Annotated in this window: 18 protein-coding genes; 4 read left to right on the top strand and 14 right to left on the bottom strand. The window is 47.1% G+C overall.

The window, feature by feature from the left end; genetic code table 11:
- Window positions 1–195 precede the first annotated feature (195 nt).
- Entirely contained in the window at window positions 196–534 is a 339-nt protein-coding gene (locus AC5YBZ_RS06075; RefSeq protein WP_494524591.1) for a 4a-hydroxytetrahydrobiopterin dehydratase, read from the bottom strand.
- Between the two features lie 40 nt (window positions 535–574).
- The gene (phhA, locus tag AC5YBZ_RS06070) at window positions 575–1372 is read right to left on the bottom strand and encodes a phenylalanine 4-monooxygenase (RefSeq protein ID WP_494543570.1); all 798 of its coding nucleotides are present in this window, start codon (window positions 1370–1372) and stop codon (window positions 575–577) included.
- A 293-nt stretch (window positions 1373–1665) separates the two neighbouring features.
- Here phhA and galU point away from each other — a divergent pair, with 293 nt between their 5' ends.
- The 4 genes from galU to AC5YBZ_RS06050 all read left to right on the top strand — a co-directional run bounded on the left by galU (window position 1666) and on the right by AC5YBZ_RS06050 (window position 4684).
- Window positions 1666–2586: a UTP--glucose-1-phosphate uridylyltransferase GalU gene (gene galU / locus AC5YBZ_RS06065; RefSeq protein ID WP_494524589.1), complete on the top strand. Its 921-nt coding sequence runs from the start codon at window positions 1666–1668 to the stop codon at window positions 2584–2586.
- The gene (galE, locus tag AC5YBZ_RS06060; RefSeq protein WP_494524588.1) at window positions 2586–3599 is read left to right on the top strand and encodes a UDP-glucose 4-epimerase GalE; all 1014 of its coding nucleotides are present in this window, start codon (window positions 2586–2588) and stop codon (window positions 3597–3599) included. Before galU ends, galE begins: the two co-directional genes overlap by 1 nt.
- A 77-nt stretch (window positions 3600–3676) precedes the next feature.
- The gene (napF, locus tag AC5YBZ_RS06055; protein ID WP_475516353.1) at window positions 3677–4183 is read left to right on the top strand and encodes a ferredoxin-type protein NapF; all 507 of its coding nucleotides are present in this window, start codon (window positions 3677–3679) and stop codon (window positions 4181–4183) included.
- Between the two features lie 81 nt (window positions 4184–4264).
- Window positions 4265–4684: a bactofilin family protein gene (locus AC5YBZ_RS06050; protein WP_475516352.1), complete on the top strand. Its 420-nt coding sequence runs from the start codon at window positions 4265–4267 to the stop codon at window positions 4682–4684.
- Between the two features lie 69 nt (window positions 4685–4753).
- On the opposite strand, the gene AC5YBZ_RS06045 is transcribed toward AC5YBZ_RS06050, so the two are convergent.
- From AC5YBZ_RS06045 to AC5YBZ_RS05990, 12 genes are all read right to left on the bottom strand, one after another.
- Window positions 4754–5425, bottom strand: a complete 672-nt coding sequence (locus AC5YBZ_RS06045; RefSeq protein ID WP_475516351.1) for a DUF2982 domain-containing protein — start codon at window positions 5423–5425, stop codon at window positions 4754–4756.
- 61 nt (window positions 5426–5486) lie between these two features.
- A complete protein-coding gene (locus AC5YBZ_RS06040; protein ID WP_494524587.1) occupies window positions 5487–6239 on the bottom strand; it encodes a YdcF family protein in 753 nt (250 codons plus the stop codon).
- A 90-nt stretch (window positions 6240–6329) separates the two neighbouring features.
- The gene (mak, locus tag AC5YBZ_RS06035) at window positions 6330–7235 is read right to left on the bottom strand and encodes a fructokinase (RefSeq protein ID WP_494524586.1); all 906 of its coding nucleotides are present in this window, start codon (window positions 7233–7235) and stop codon (window positions 6330–6332) included.
- A gap of 29 nt (window positions 7236–7264) precedes the next feature.
- Entirely contained in the window at window positions 7265–8059 is a 795-nt protein-coding gene (gene cysQ, locus AC5YBZ_RS06030) for a 3'(2'),5'-bisphosphate nucleotidase CysQ (protein ID WP_494524585.1), read from the bottom strand.
- A 60-nt stretch (window positions 8060–8119) separates the two neighbouring features.
- Window positions 8120–8755: an adenylyl-sulfate kinase gene (gene cysC / locus AC5YBZ_RS06025; RefSeq protein WP_494543569.1), complete on the bottom strand. Its 636-nt coding sequence runs from the start codon at window positions 8753–8755 to the stop codon at window positions 8120–8122.
- A gap of 114 nt (window positions 8756–8869) precedes the next feature.
- The gene (locus AC5YBZ_RS06020) at window positions 8870–10597 is read right to left on the bottom strand and encodes an SLC13 family permease (RefSeq protein ID WP_494543568.1); all 1728 of its coding nucleotides are present in this window, start codon (window positions 10595–10597) and stop codon (window positions 8870–8872) included.
- Between the two features lie 103 nt (window positions 10598–10700).
- Complete coding sequence (gene cysN, locus AC5YBZ_RS06015; RefSeq protein WP_494543567.1) at window positions 10701–12110, bottom strand: sulfate adenylyltransferase subunit CysN; 1410 nt, start codon at window positions 12108–12110, stop codon at window positions 10701–10703.
- Window positions 12111–12176: 66 nt separating this feature from the next.
- Complete coding sequence (gene cysD, locus AC5YBZ_RS06010) at window positions 12177–13082, bottom strand: sulfate adenylyltransferase subunit CysD (protein WP_494543566.1); 906 nt, start codon at window positions 13080–13082, stop codon at window positions 12177–12179.
- Between the two features lie 354 nt (window positions 13083–13436).
- On the bottom strand, window positions 13437–14441 hold the full coding sequence (locus AC5YBZ_RS06005) for a permease (protein WP_494519591.1): 1005 nt from the start codon (window positions 14439–14441) through the stop codon (window positions 13437–13439).
- Window positions 14442–14685: 244 nt separating this feature from the next.
- Complete coding sequence (locus AC5YBZ_RS06000) at window positions 14686–14931, bottom strand: thioredoxin family protein (RefSeq protein WP_494524580.1); 246 nt, start codon at window positions 14929–14931, stop codon at window positions 14686–14688.
- Between the two features lie 33 nt (window positions 14932–14964).
- The gene (locus tag AC5YBZ_RS05995) at window positions 14965–15288 is read right to left on the bottom strand and encodes an ArsR/SmtB family transcription factor (protein ID WP_494524579.1); all 324 of its coding nucleotides are present in this window, start codon (window positions 15286–15288) and stop codon (window positions 14965–14967) included.
- A gap of 277 nt (window positions 15289–15565) precedes the next feature.
- Window positions 15566–16312 (bottom strand): phosphatase, encoded by a 747-nt coding sequence (locus AC5YBZ_RS05990; protein ID WP_494524803.1) that lies wholly within the window; start codon window positions 16310–16312, stop codon window positions 15566–15568.
- Window positions 16313–16432: the final 120 nt, after the last annotated feature.

Genomic DNA, 16432 nt, shown 5'->3' with positions numbered 1-16432 from the left:
TTATTGGGAATATCCTTTGCAACCGCCCCGCATCACCCAGGTAAAATAAGGGTGGCGATGTCGGTGCCGATAAAACGCCTATACGTTAGAATGTTCTGCGATAAGTGGCAAGACTTGTTTACAGCGGAAAATAAACTCATAAAATAAAACAGCGCCATAAAAAACTTATAACGCTGATTCTCAATAACTTTTAACTTAATCGAGCAACTGGTCGGTCTTGGCAGCCATAATGAAATCGTTACGATGCAAGCCCTTAATAGAATGTGACCACCAGGTAACGGTCACCTTGCCCCACTCGGTTAAGATCCCCGGGTGATGAAACTCCGCTTCAGCGAGCTCCCCCACCTTATTGGTAAAGGCCAGCGCCAATTTAAAGTTCTTAAATTTATACACGCGCTCCAGCTGCATAATACCGTCACGCACCTGTACACCCCAATCTGGGATCATATTGAGTAACTCTCCTAGCTCGGCCTCACTCACCTTAGGGGCATCGGCCTGACAGGCTTCACACTTCATTTGTGCTAATTCCGACATATATCATCCTTAAATCTTGATAGTAGGGTTAATCCACAGCCTAGCTGACGTTAGCTTTGGGCTCAAATAATGGCGCACGTAACCCAAGTTGACGCGCCTGAGTGACCGCCGACATCACATCCATCTTCACAATTTCATCGAGATAATCTATTGATTCAATGGTGTAATATATCGGCTGCATAATATCGATACGGTACGGTGTTCTCAGTATGTCAATGAGATCGAAAGGCTTTACCAACGGCTTTTCGCTCATGGCGTACAAGGTTTCCCCTGGCGAACTTAAAATCCCGCCACCATAAATTTTAAGCTGGTGATCCGCTTGCCTAATTAAGCCAAACTCCACCGTAAACCAATATAAACGTGCCAGAAAGACCCGTTCCTCTTTCGAGGCAGCCAAGCCTAACTTGCCGTATTGATGAGAGAAACGAGCAAACGAGGGGTTGGTTAATAGTGGGCAGTGGCCAAAAATCTCATGAAAGATATCGGGTTCTTGCAGGTAATCAAACTCCTCTTTAGAGCGAATAAAGGTCGCCACAGGAAACGCTTTATTAGCCAGCAACTGAAAAAATTGCTCAAAAGAGATTAACGCCGGCACCGCCGCGGTTTTCCAACCTGTCGTGCGGCTCAAGACAGTATCAATCTCACTCAATTGCGGAATTCGCTCACTGGGCAAGGCCAGTTCACTTAATCCGTGTAAATAGGCATCGCACGCATATTTAGGCACATTATCTTGCTGACGTTGATACAAGGCTTGCCATGTTTCATGCTCGCAAGAGGTGTAATCGATACGCCCATGTCGGTCCGGATACTTAGCTTGATATGTTGTCGCTTTACTCATGATAAATACAACCCTTAACTGCGCTTGCCTCCATAGTTGACGAAAACCGATGATTTGTTAACCGGATCACACTTTTAAATTACCCAATACTTACGCCATTTCTGTAACCTAAAATTTACAACCATGGAGTTGGCTAGATTAAAATGACTGTATTTCAATAAGCTAACAGATGTAATGAAATCGTCGCATTTGTCTATAAAATGACAATAATTACCTTTAACTGCAGTTTAAAATGGCTTTTCAAAGGTTTTTTATTAGAATAAGGCCAACATCGCCCCACATCTAGGAATAGGATGAAACAGCACAAAGTCCGAAAGGCAGTGATCCCCGTAGCGGGTCTCGGTACCCGCATGCTTCCGGCAACCAAAGCTATCCCCAAAGAGATGTTGCCAGTGGTCGACAGGCCGCTGATACAATATGTCGTTAATGAAGCGATTGCCGCCGGTATAAATGAAATTGTGCTGGTCACCCATGCCAGTAAAAACTCGATTGAGAACCACTTTGACTCCAGCTTTGAGCTAGAAGCTCAGCTTGAACGCCGAGTAAAAAGACAATTATTGGCCGAGGTGCAGGCTATTTGCCCAGCGGCAGTAACCGTGATAAGTGTGCGTCAGTCTCAAGCAAAGGGGCTGGGTCACGCGATTCTCTGCGCACAAAAAGTGGTAGGAGATGAGCCTTTTGCCGTGCTGCTGCCCGATGTGATCATCGATGAATTTAGCTGCAATTTAAGCCGTGATAATCTCGCCGACATGGTTAACTTGTTCGACGACACCGAAACCGGACAAATCATGGTCGAGGGCGTGCCAGCGCACTGCGTCGACCAATACGGTATCGCCGATGTCAATGGCCACGCCTTAACCCCTGGCCAATCTGAGCCCATCAGCGCCTTGGTTGAGAAACCCGAGGTCACAGAGGCACCATCAAACCTAGCCGTGGTCGGCCGCTATATTCTGCCACGCGAGATCTGGCCGTTACTGTCGAAAACCCCCGCTGGCGCTGGCGATGAGATCCAACTCACTGATGCCATTGCCATGCTGATGGAAAAACAAACTGTTAATGCCTATTACATGAAAGGCAAAAGCCACGATTGCGGTAACAAACAGGGTTATATGCAAGCGTGTGTCGAACATGCGCTGCGCCATCGAGAAATAGGTCCAGAGTTTACCCAATACCTTAAGACGCTGGTTGCAGCATTACCACAGGACAATGATTAATGACCATTTTAGTAACGGGTGGTGCAGGCTATATTGGCAGCCACACCCTTGTTGAATTACTCAATGATAATCAAGACGTTGTCGTTATCGACAATCTGTCTAATTCCAGTGTCGAAGCCTTAGCACGTGTCGAACACATTACCCAAAAGAAGATCACCTTTTATCAAGGCGATGTACTCAATAAAGCGTTTTTACAAAAAGTGTTTACCGACCACCAAATCACGGCGGTGATCCATTTTGCTGGATTAAAAGCGGTCGGAGAATCGGTGGCGCAACCACTGCGTTACTATGAAAACAATGTCACCGGCACATTAGTGTTATGTGAGGTGATGGCTGATTTTAATGTTAAAAAGTTAGTCTTTAGCTCATCGGCAACCGTCTATGGCGACCCCGCTTCACTGCCGATCACCGAAGACTTTCCGACAGGGGCAACCAACCCTTATGGGCAATCTAAGCTCATGGTGGAACATATCTTAAACGATCTGTATCACTCTGATCCTAATTGGAATATTGCTCGGTTGCGTTATTTCAACCCAGTAGGCGCCCATGCTAGCGGGCTAATAGGGGAAGATCCTAACGATATCCCGAACAATTTAATGCCCTTTATCGCTCAGGTTGCTGTGGGTAAGCGGGCATTTTTAAGTGTATTTGGCAATGATTACGACACCCATGACGGCACTGGGGTGCGTGATTATATTCATGTCGTCGACTTGGCCTTAGGCCATTTGAAAGCACTAGAGAAACTCAATAGCGGCTGCGGCTTAGTCACCTATAACTTGGGCACAGGCCAAGGCTATAGCGTACTGGACATGGTGAAAGCCTTTGAAACAGCCTGCGGAAACAAGATCAAGTATCAAATTGCGCCGCGTCGACCTGGTGATATAGCCGCCTGCTATGCCGATCCTAACAAGGCACAAACCGAGCTCAACTGGCAAGCGACGCACAGCATCGAAGATATGGCCAACAGCAGTTGGCACTGGCAATCGAGCAATCCAAACGGATACCATGACTAACCCTAGGTATCCTCAATACCTGCCCACATTGTAGAGCGCCTCGGCGCTCTACATCATCAGCTTTTGGACCTAACAGCATGAGCAACGCAATTAATCAGAGCCGCCGTAGGCTGTTTAACCGTCGCCAGCAGCAGGCGATACGCCCACCGTGGAGCCGAACTGATGTTGAATTTACCGATATCTGTACGCGCTGTAACCTGTGTATTGAGGCGTGCGAAACAGACATTATATTTCGCGGTGACGGGGGCTTCCCTGAAGTGAATTTTAGTCAGGCTGAGTGCACCTTTTGCACCAAATGCGTAAGTGCCTGCAAAGAACCTCTCTTTAATGATACTACGCACGAACCTTGGCAACTAAGAGCCTCAATAGACAACAGCTGCTTAGCAAACAGTGGCATCTGGTGCCAAGCCTGCAAAGATGCCTGTGACGCCAGCGCGATTAACTTTACACCGTCGATTGGCGGCGCCCCGCAACCTTCCATCATGCTTGATAGCTGCACAGGCTGCGGCGCATGCGTCTCGCCTTGCCCCAACCAGTCAATATCCATCACCACAAAAGAGGCGGTATGCTTGCCAAAAAACTGACAGGCGCGCCAAATATTAGTGGTTTTACTAGGCAGGTTTTACGGGTAGTATCTACTTAGAATCGTAACAACAGTGACTATTATGTTTAAAAGAAAAAACAGTAATGCAGGCCTGACTTTTATTGCACAAGGCACTAAGGTGTGCGGTGAAAGCCACTTTTCTGGAGAAGCCTTGATCGGTGGGGAGCTGCAAGGCAAGATCAGCGCGCTGAATAAAATCACTATTGAAACCGATGGTTATATTAATGGCGAGCTGCGATGTAAAGAGATCAAAGTCTCTGGCCTGTTTAAGGGCAAGCTCAAGTGTGAAAAGCTGATTATTACCGGCACCGGAACGGTAGAAGGCGAGATAGCCTGTAACTCAATGGAGATATTTTCCGGTGGCCAGTTTATCGGCGTGCGGGTAAAAGAAGAGGTAGCTTTGCTGTCAAATGAGCAAATGCACCAAGAAACACCTGAACAACATTCACCCCATCATGCTAACGCAGAGCTGGTTAACTAACGGCAGTATGTATCAAATCTAGGCGCTGAGTGCACTCCACCGCGCCTAAACTGCTCTAAAGCCCGCACACTACTGAGCTAACTCGGCAGCTTGTTTATAGTCTCTAATTAAGGTTAAAAAGTCGCGCGGCGCTCTATCTAAACAATCCACCGGAATATAAACATGGTAGCCAAACTGGCCATTGAGCTGCTCACAACGGCGGGAAAACATCGCCTGCACGCCTTTATAGGCTTTACCCTCTAGCGTCAGAGGCGAAAATTCTGAATTAAGATAACGCTCTAGATCCGCCAACTCACCATCTAAGGTTAGCGATGACATCAATAATGGCCGCTGCTCCGTGAGCAAACCGGTCGCCAAACGCGGCGGAATATCATCGATAAGCGGCGCCAATCGCTTTAGTTTGATCCCGATATAAGGCAGCTCATGATTGTCAAAGCCCTGTATATTTCGCGGCATATCGGCACGCTGAATGTTGTCCCATTCTAAATAAATACTGCCACGATGATGATGGTAGACCAAACCTTGCGGACGTAGTTCCACACTCACCTCTGGCTGCATTAATTTCGCGGCGCCAAGCACAGTAAAAAGCGCGCCAAATACAAAACAGGCAAGCCCCAGCCCCATTAGCGAACTCGATGCAATAAACATCACTACCGCACTTACTAACGCGATAGAGCCTATCAGGGTAAAACTCCAGCCGTTGCGTTTTGATACCGCACGAATAACGATTGATTCTTGCACCTATAACTCTCACTACAACTCAGTAGGCCCTCAAGGCCACTGATAATTAAAACGATTTATGCTAAATCAGCGGCTCATCTGCCACTGCAAATTTAATCTTAAGCCACAGTGATCCCACATATTCATGAATGGCCTGCTGAGAGGTCAGCAGATTTCTGGCATCAAACTGCCACCAGTAACCTCGGCGGGCAATAAAATTTGCGGGTGCAGGCTGTGGCTGAGTTCCCGCTTGAGTAAATATCTGCATTGCACGTGGCAAATGAGTCGCCGATGTCACCAAGCGAAATGGCACATCGCCAATTTCCCACTGAAGATGCTGCGCCTCTTCGAGCGTGTCTTTAGCCAATGGCAAACGAATAATACGCGCAGCATCGACCCCAAGTTCAATCGCGGCCTGCGCCATCACTTGAGCCTGAGGCAACTTATCACCTCCGCCCCAACCACTCACGACTAACTGACAATTGGGCCCTAATGTTAATTGACGCACCGCTTCGGTTAAGCGCGCTAAAGCGATGGCTGACAACTGCTGACTCGCGCTGGCATTAATAGCTGAGTCATGACCACTGCCAAGAACCATCACCACGCAGCCTGAGCCCATGGGTTGATTATTCACTGCATATTGCGATTCAAGCGATGAAGCCAGCCAATAACTGCCCCATTGACTACTGCAAAATAACAGAAGTAAGCACGCGCTTACGATTAAGGACTTAACCAGTTTACGCCGCCTTAATATCATAATCGCGAGAAGCAATAAGATAATGGTTAACGGCACTGGCATCAGCAGTTGCGATATGATTTTTTTTACCCAGAACATGGCTATCCTTGCCTCTTAATATTAGCGTTGCGCAAGTTTAACGTAAGCGATATGCAATACCAAGCGAGTGCGGTTTATTCACTTTCACTATCACCACAGCCACGCCGCGCCGCGGACGCCTGATGAACAACCATATAAATTCGGCACCACTGCTGTGCGGCACTCGCCCCCTAATACATAGCGAGATAAGAAAGCCGGTAGCCGAGGATAGATGGCAGTGACATTAGACATGCCGCCGCCTAATACGATGATATCCGGGTCAAGAATATTGATCACATGGGCCAAACTGCGGGCAAGCCTATCAATATAGCGCTCAAAACAGGCCATCGCCTGCGCATCACCTTGATTGACTAGCGCCATCACTTCGACTCCGCTAGACACCTTACCTTGCTGATGCGGCTCGAGGTTATGGTGATAGTCACGCACAAAACCGGTGCCTGAAATAAAGGTTTCGATACAATCTTTATTTCCGCAAAAACACGCGGTGGAATTAAATTCATCCGCCGTCATCCAAGGCAAAGGATTATGACCCCACTCGCCGCCGATGCCGTTACCGCCACCATGAACCTTGCCATTGATGGCGATACCAGCACCACACCCGGTGCCAATAATCACTCCAAATACCATCGCCTTACCCGCGGCCGCGCCATCGATGGCCTCTGAAATAGCAAAGCAGTTGGCATCATTAGCTATCCGCACTTCACGATCCAAACGCTCACACAGGTCAAGGTCTAACGGGTGACCATTGAGCCAGGTCGAATTGGCATTTTTAACTAAGCCTGAAAAAGGAGAAATTACCCCCGGGATCCCAACTCCAACCGTCGCCGTTTGCCCCAATTGTGCCTCGGCCTCATTGACTAACGAGACAATGGTATTGAGTGTCGCGGCATAATTTGCAGGCGTCGCGACTCGCTTTCTAAATTGCTCCATGCCCTGCTCATCTAAGGCCACCAGCTCAATTTTAGTGCCGCCTAAATCAACCCCAATCCGCAACATGTTTACACTCCACTGGATAACGTAATGGATCAGTTTATCGGCCAATGTTTAGCCGTAGCAATAAAATAAGGATTTAATATCGTCTCTTTTTGGTTATAGGCTAAGCGTAAGCCTGTAGCATGATTGATCACCGCGCCGCCCGCGCTTTCAAGTACCGCCTGAGCCGCCGCGGTGTCCCATTCGCTAGTTAACCCTAAGCGGGGATAGATCTCTGCCGCGCCCTCGGCCAACATGCAAAATTTCAATGAACTACCGATGCTTAACAGGCTATGTGGTCCAAGCGTGGCGAGATAATCTGCCAGCCCAGGGCTCACATGCGAACGGCTTCCCACCACCCGAGGCACCTTGGGTACAGGTACAACTAGCGAGGTTAAATCAATCAGCTCGCCGCCATCGGTTAACCAAGCGCCAAGGCCTGCGGCGCCGTAATAGCACTTTGCTAATGCTGGGGCATAGACCACCCCCGCCACAGCTTGATGATGGTCGATAAAGGCGATATTAACGGTAAACTCACCATTTCGCTTAATAAACTCTTTTGTGCCATCGAGAGGATCAATCAACCAGTATTGCGACCATTGGCGGCGCGTGGCCCATGGGATATCGGCAGCCTCTTCAGACATCACCGGAATATCGGGCGTTAACTTGGCAAGCGCATCGGCAATCACATGGTGGCTCGCCATATCAGCCGCCGTCACAGGGCTATCATCTGATTTTGCCTCGACAGCAAACGTCTCTTGCGCGTAAATCGCCATAATCGCATCGCCTGCCTGCTCGGCAATGGCGACAATCTGGGCTAACCAAGTGGGATTAAAGGGGGCTGTCAATTTACTTTACCTCTGCGCAGGGGCGCAAAATAAGATGAGTATGCCATAAAATTGGCATCTCTAACGTGCACCAATGAGCTGTTGCGCGATTAAATAATCAATGACTTGCTGAGCACATTGCTGCACATTGTGGCGCGCGGTATCGAGGCGAACATCAGGTGCACTCGGCGCTTCATAAGCCGAGTCGATACCGGTAAAGTGTTTAATCTCGCCGGCGCGCGCCTGCTTGTATAACCCTTTAGGGTCTCGCTGCTCACAGACCTCTAGCGGGGTATCAACAAATACCTCAATAAATTGCTTGTCGCTAAGTAAACTTCGCACCATGGCTCTGTCAGTAGCAAACGGCGAAATAAATGCCGTCGACACTAATAACCCCGCATCGACAAACAGCTTGGCAACTTCACCAATGCGGCGGATATTCTCCACTCTGTCGCTATCTGAAAAACCTAAATCACCATTGAGACCATGGCGAACATTATCACCGTCAAGCACATAGGTACTGGCGCCTCGCTCATGCAGCATCTTATCGACTGCATTGGCCAGCGTAGATTTACCTGAGCCACTGAGGCCTGTAAACCATAATACCGCCGCCTGATGCCCGTTGCCTGCCACGCGGTCTTGATGCGACACACTGGCCTGATGCCATACTACATCGGAGGATTTATCTTCTGTTACCACGGTTTTATAAGGTGACATTTGCAGTCCTTAAAATCACACACTTGAGTATTAAATTACGCTTACAGGCTCAACACTGATCTTCACAGCTTCTGGATCACTCGATCATCACGCATCCCACCAACATCCTTTTAGCTAAAAGGGGAAAAACAGCGGCACTGTCGTCAGCACAATCGCGCCGTAGGTCAGGCTAACGGGCACACCGACTTTAACAAAATCACTTAAGCGATAGCGCCCCGCATTATAAACCATCAAATTAGTTTGGTAGCCATAAGGGCTGATAAAGCTGGCGCTAGCAGCAAAGGCGACCGTCATAACAAAAGGTAAAAAATCCACCCCAAAACCCAAGGCAATGCTGTAAGCAATAGGAAACATCAAGGCCGCCGCCGCATTATTGGTAATAAGCTCGGTCATCAACCAGGTCACCACGTACACTAAAACGAGCGCCAACATTAGATGCTGTTTATCGGCGATGCTGGCAACCCAAGTGGCAACCCCTTCTGCGACACCACTATTGACTAAGGCGTGGGCCAATAAAATCGCTGATGCCACAATAAGCCAAATATCGACCGGAAAACGGCGTACCACTTCGTTGACATTAAGGCATTGACTTAAGAGCAGCACCCCGAGCAGCAATAGCATGCCTTGCAGCATCTCGATAATACCGATAGCCGCTAACATGATGGTGACCATAAAGCCGCCAATGGCAATCCATGCCTTAACCCCACTAATACGAGTCTCAGGCTCGACGCCACTGATCACAATAAAGTTTTTACTTACCGTGCGCCGCGTTAAGAAGCGCTTACCTACCGCCAGCACTAAAAAATCACCGGCTTTAATGGTCACCTCGCCTAACTTACCGGAGATCTCTTCACCGTCACGGCGAATGGCCACAGCAGCGGCATCGAACAAGGCCCTAAAACCAGCACGCTTCATGGTACGTCCCACCAGCACACTTTCTTGTTTGACCACCACCTCGGTGAGGTTAGAGTCGAGTAAGCCATTTTTCTCGGCAAACATCTCCAGCCCAGAGAACTGCCCTAACTGCATCACCTTAGTGATATCACCACTGAAGATGAGCCTATCCCCTTGTTGCAATACTTCTGTTGGTGTCACCGGGCTGATTAAGCGGTTATTGCGCACCACTTCAACCAAAAACAGTGACTCGAGATGCCGAAGGCCATTGCCTTCTACCGAACGGCCAATGAGCTCAGAGCCCTCAATGACCTTAGCATCGATAAAATAGCCCTTAGAACTGGTTTCTTGTTGAGCAATACTGGGCAGCCAGCCCGACACCAATCTCAACACAACACCACAACCCAACACCAGTAAAGTACCAATGGCGGTGAACGAGAAAAACGATAATGACTGGCCCGATACATCAATATACATACTGTTGATGATCAAGTTAGTCGAGGTGCCCACTAAGGTGAGCGTGCCGCCAAGGATCGCCGCATAAGAGAGTGGCAACAACAACTTACTGGCCATATGATGGGGGTTGTTACGAATGGGCGACAGCAAGGTCGCCACCACTGCCGTGTTATTAAGTAAAGCCGAGCTCAGCGCCGTCATACTAAAGAGCCTAAGCCAAGTACTTTGGTAACCACTGACGATCACTTTGGATGCTATCACACGCAGTAAACGGGTTTTTTCTAGGGCAAAGGAGCATAAGATCAACAACACCAAGGTCACCAGACCGGGATTAGACATGCTCGCTAACAGCTGCTCTTTGGTGACCAAATTAAAGGCCACTAGCACCAGCAGGGTGACACCAAATACCTGTGCGGGTCGGTTTTGAAATCGCACTAAACCGACAATGGTCGCAACAAAAATGGCAATAGTGAGGTAGGCGTTTAGTGTCATAGTGTCCTATCTTTATGCGGCTCAAAGCGGCTGGCGATAAGCGGTAAGCTGACTTACTCGCTTACCGCTTCCACTTACGACTTAGCTTTCTCTTAAAGGCGTCTTAAGCCTTAGCGATATCTTTAACGCCCCAATGGGGAAAGTGCTTGCGCACTAAGGCATTCATCTCAAGTTCAAACTCGGAGATCGCACGCTTTTTACCCTTAGCGGCATCAATCGCCTTGCGGATCATTCCGGCGCCAACCGTCACATTGGTTAATCGGTCGATAATGATAAACGCCCCGGTATCGCGATTAACGTCATAGGCATCAAATTGCACCGACTCTGTCAGTGAAAAATGACAATTCCCCATCTCATTAAGTGCTAACTGCTGCGCCGGATGTTGGGTTAAATTATTAATATCAACCTTATAATTAATCGCATCTGCAAAGCCATAAACCGACTTACTGCCTAATTTGATAGCATATTCGCGGTCCACACACAGTGGCTCTTCGGTCATCCACACCACATCGGCTTCAAAATGCGCGCTAGAGTTGGGTTTATCATGTGGACGCACCAACATATCGCCGCGGCTGACATCTATTTCATCGGTTAAGGTTAAGGTTACCGCCTGACCCGCCACGGCTTTCTCAAGCTCTCCCTCAAAGGTCACAATCGATTTAATGCGACTCTCTTTACCAGAGGGCAAGGCGGCAATGGTGTCACCCACACGAATGTCGCCCGACGCCAAGGTGCCGCAAAAACCTCTAAAGTTCAGGTTAGGCCGATTAACATACTGCACTTGGAAACGAAATGAGTCGCTCTTATCCTGCTCAACTGACACCGTATTAAGCAATTTGAGTAAGGTAGAGCCTGGATACCAAGTCATATGGCTACTTTCATTAACCACGTTATCGCCTTTTAATGCCGAAATCGGCACAAAACGTACATCCGTAAACGCCAAGTCTTGGGTAAATTCACGGTAGGCTTTTTTAATGCTTTGATACACACCTTGGTCGTACCCCACCGCGTCCATCTTATTGATCGCGATGATCACGTGTTTAATGCCAAGCTGCGAGCAAATATAACTGTGACGCCGCGTCTGTACCTGCACCCCGTGGCGTGCATCGATAAGAATAATGGCTAAGTCCGAAGTCGAGGCCCCGGTCGCCATATTGCGGGTGTATTGTTCATGGCCTGGGGTGTCGGCAATGATGAACTTACGTTGCTCAGTAGCAAAATAACGATAAGCCACGTCAATGGTGATCCCCTGCTCACGCTCAGATTGCAAGCCATCGACCAGCAACGCCAGATCAAACGCATCATCCGTAGTATTAAAACGTTTAGAGTCTTTCTCTATGGCCGCCATCTGATCTTCAAAAATCATCTTGCTATCAAACAACAGGCGACCAATGAGGGTCGACTTACCATCATCCACACTGCCACAAGTCAAGATACGCAACATATCTTTGTTTTCATGCAGCTTAAGATAGGATTCGATATCGGTTTGCAATAACGTCTGTTCTGTTGTCATGATCTTTCTCATATTCTGTAGGTGAACGGCACACTTAAGGCATTTTTACGGTTGCGGAGCGGCGGCCTAAAAGTAGCCTTCCATCTTTTTCTTTTCCATCGAGCCGGCTGAGTCGTTATCGATCACTCGTCCTTGGCGCTCCGAGGTGATGCACAGCAACATCTCTTGAATAATTTCAGGCAAGGTGGTCGCATTCGACTCCACTGCGCCGGTGAGTGGATAACAGCCCAAGGTCCTAAAACGCACCATCTTGTGCTCCACCATTTCACCGGGCTCAAGTGCCATACGCTCATCATCAACCATGATCAACGTGCCATCGCGCTTCACCACAGGGCGAGGCTCGGCTAAATAAAGAGACGGTATATCAATACCTTCAAGATAGATGTATTGCCAGATATCTAACTCAGTCCAATTCGATAGGGGGAACACGCGAATACTCTCGCCTTTATCGACCTTGCCATTGTAGATATTCCATAATTCGGGGCGTTGATTCTTAGGATCCCAGCGATGCTTACTGTCACGAAACGAATAGACTCGCTCTTTAGCACGTGATTTCTCTTCATCACGACGGGCACCGCCAAAGGCGGCATCAAAGCCATGCATATCAAGTGCTTGTTTAAGCCCTTCTGTCTTCATGATATCGGTATGCTTGGCACTACCGTGGGTAAAGGGCGAGATGTCCATGGCTAATCCGCGCGGATTTTTATGCACAATCAAATCGAAACCATACTTTTTCGCCATCAGATCACGAAACGCAATCATCTCTTTAAACTTCCAGTTGGTATCGATGTGCATTAAAGGAAACGGGATCTTACCGGGATAAAAGGCTTTGCGGGCCAAATGCAGCAATACTGAGGAGTCTTTACCGACAGAATATAGCATCACTGGGTTATCAAATTCTGCGGCAACTTCACGCATGATCTGAATCGATTCCGCTTCGAGTTGTTTCAAATGAGTTTGCGCTGTAGACATATCGGTTTCCGTATAATATCAATTATATCAATTGGCTAATCAGCAAGCTTACCTATTAATAGACTCGTTTATGCGCAAGCAAAAACATTGATAGGCTCACCAAGTGATGGCATTGAAAGAATAATAACAGTACCAATACGATTTAGAAGTTATAAATATTAATTTATTTATACTAAAAAGAAATAAGAAGTAATGAAAGTAAAAACGGTGAATTTAAACAGTATCAAAAAGCAGCAATGAATGAATACCATGTTAGGTGATAAGGGGACATAGACAATTGTCGGCTTGTAAAAGTAACATCCCCTGAAGGCGTCAGGCTGAATAATCCCCTTGATTTATCGCACTTACACCAAGTTAGGCTAACGGGATCAAGTTTAATAGCCACCCCATTACAGTGAAAGACACTAATAAAATAAAAAATAATAATACTAGCAAACGCCACTGCATCACTTGTTTCAACATCACAAACTCAGGAAAACTGGCAGCAACTGTGCTCATACAAAATGCTAATGTGGTTCCCAATGGCACACCTTGTAATAACAAGCTTTCTATTACAGGGATCACTCCAGTTGCGTTTGCATACAGTGGAACTCCCATCAGCACAGCAAGCGGAACAGACCACCACTGCCCATCACCTAAGTTGGCTTCAAGCCAACCCGCTGGCACAAAACCGTGCAAGGCTGCACCTAAACCAACACCAATAATGACCCACTTCCATACTCTGCCAAATATCTCAACAGTTTCAGATTTGGCAAACTGATGGCGCTGCTGCCAACTGACAGCAGATGCTGTTGTTAACGATGCTGCTTGGCCTTTTATTCCACTAGATTGCTCTTGTCCCATTGCATAAGCCTTAGCGGCTAGAGGTTGCAGCCAACGCTCGGCTTTGAGCAGATCCAGTAATGCACCGCCTAATATACCAATGCAGATGCCGATCACGGTATAGAGCAAGGTGACTTTGAATCCGAGCAGACTAAATAGTAATAGAATAGCGACTTCATTAATCAACGGTGATGTGAGCAAAAACGCCATAGTAATGCCAATGGGGATCCCTGCAGAGGTAAACCCCAAAAAAACGGGAATACTAGAGCAAGAACAAAACGGGGTTATCGCACCAAATCCAGCCCCTAATCCATAGCCAACCATTCTTGGTTGACTGGATAAATAACCGCGAACGCGTTCAATATTTAGCGAGGCTCGCAACCAACCAATGGCATAAATCATGATAATCAGCAGAGCGAAAATCTTAGTGGTGTCTTCAATAAAAAAGTGTACCGCCTGACCAAGTTGAGTTTGATTCGACAACCCGACTACATCGTAAACGAGCCAATCTGCAAATACAGTAAACCACACTAACATCTTCTACCCCATAAAAAAGACTTAGTAAACCAGCAGTAATATGGCGTCGATGAGCACCTGAGTTGCAAAACCATAAATTGCGAGCAATTCAAACTTGAGTGTTCAGCCACAATCTGCAGCATAGAAGCCTTTGGCCGCTTGAAACGGCGCTAGGCTAAGCTATGCAGCAACTCGTTGTATTCACGTAAGCACTTAAACTTACAACAAAAGCCTTTGTGATTTTCATTAACGAACATGATCAGCCCTATTGGCTAGGATCTTGCGTTAACAGCTGCTCAATCTCTTGATGAGACGGTACTTTTCCTGCCGACACCACTGCACCATTAATAACGATAGCCGGTGTCGACATGACACCATAATCGAGTATGGCAGCCATATCAGTGACTTTGCTTAACTCAATGTTGATGGCTAAGTCCTTTGCAACTTGTTGAATATCTGTCGCTAAATTGGTGCACTTTTTACACCCACTTCCTAATACTTCTATTTTCATATCACGTCTCTTCTAAGTGTTTCTAGCTAAAAACTAAGACTTAACCTGTGCAGCCAAATCTTGAGCGTTTTTCGCTATTACGGCTTCTACACAACCCAGCATTTTTAATAAGCATGGGGTTTCTAGACGGTAATAAATCTGTTTCCCGTCACGGCGGCTACTAATAATCCCCGCCTGCTTTAATACTGATAGGTGTTTGGATACTGTTGAGATATCAGCTTTAACACCATCAGTAAGATCGCAAACGCAATATTCTTGCTGTTGCAATTGTTCCAATAACCACAAACGCGTCGGATGGGCTAATGCCTTAAGTACCGCAGCACGAGCATTGAGTTTCAATTGCTCTTGTTCTGTCATGGCTATGTCTCTTTTTACTTTCTCATTTGGCATAATCGCCAAGTGTTATTTAAAAGGCAAGAATTACAGAATGATTTTGCTAGGAAATATGATCAAGCTCATAGGTAGGCTCTTTAACAGAGCCGTAAGAAAAGCGTATTACTGTGGGGTATCAGCACGCGTTAATTTAACATTAAGCCCTTAATGTTTAGGCACTTGGTTTGAAACAACATAGTGAAGCCCCCCAAAGTTTATGAAGCTCAACTCACGTCGAATCAAACCTAAGCGCTACGATATGTCATTCGATTAAAACAGCGTATTCATCAAGCGATGTATGCCCTCTTTCCAAGAGAAAATGCAACAAGGCTTCAGGACTACGGTTGAGTAAACGTTCCATTGGAAAACCCACCGCCTCAATAATCTCTTCCGACTTATCAAAACCTGCCAAGTCAAAAGCGACATGGGAATCAGAGCCCATCACCAGTAACCCACCGGCTTCTTTGACTGCACTAGCAATGGCAGTGCAATTATCCACACTGCCTTTTCTTGATGTTAAAAAAGAGGAATTGTTTATTTCAAGCGCCACATTATGTTTAGCTGCGACCGCTGCGACACGTTTAATATCAATTGGGTAAGCTGGGTTGCCGGGATGAGAAATAATATCGACATTGCCACTTTCAATCGCGTTAATGAGCGCCAGAGTGTGAGCCTCTTTAGTGGAGGGCGGAAAAACCGGCTCATGAAAACCGGCCAGTACAATATCGAGGGCTTGCAAATATTCACCAAAAAAATCAATTTCGCCGAGTTCATTTTTGATGTTGGCTTCGATACCACGCAGTACACCAATACCATCAACGACCCTAGGTAACACGCGCATATTCACAAAGTGCCAAAAGTGGGGAGCATCGGCCATATCGGGACCATGATCGGTAATAGCAAACAGTTTAACCCCCTTCTCTTTCGCCACACTAAGGTAATCATGTATGGTGCTATAAGCATGAGTGGAAGCAATGGTATGCGCATGAACATCAACAAGAAATTTCATGATAAATCTTATTTCCTGGATCAAAAAGTTGCGTTCTAGTCTACTATATTTGACCAGCTTTTCACCATGCCCTCTTAGAGCCAAAAATTAAAACCAAAATCAACATTTACAAAATGCTCA

It is taken from the genome of Shewanella sp. 553, assembly GCF_059338375.1.
The sequence above is the reverse complement of the archived record's forward strand: the minus strand, read 5'-3'. Positions and strand labels throughout refer to the sequence as shown.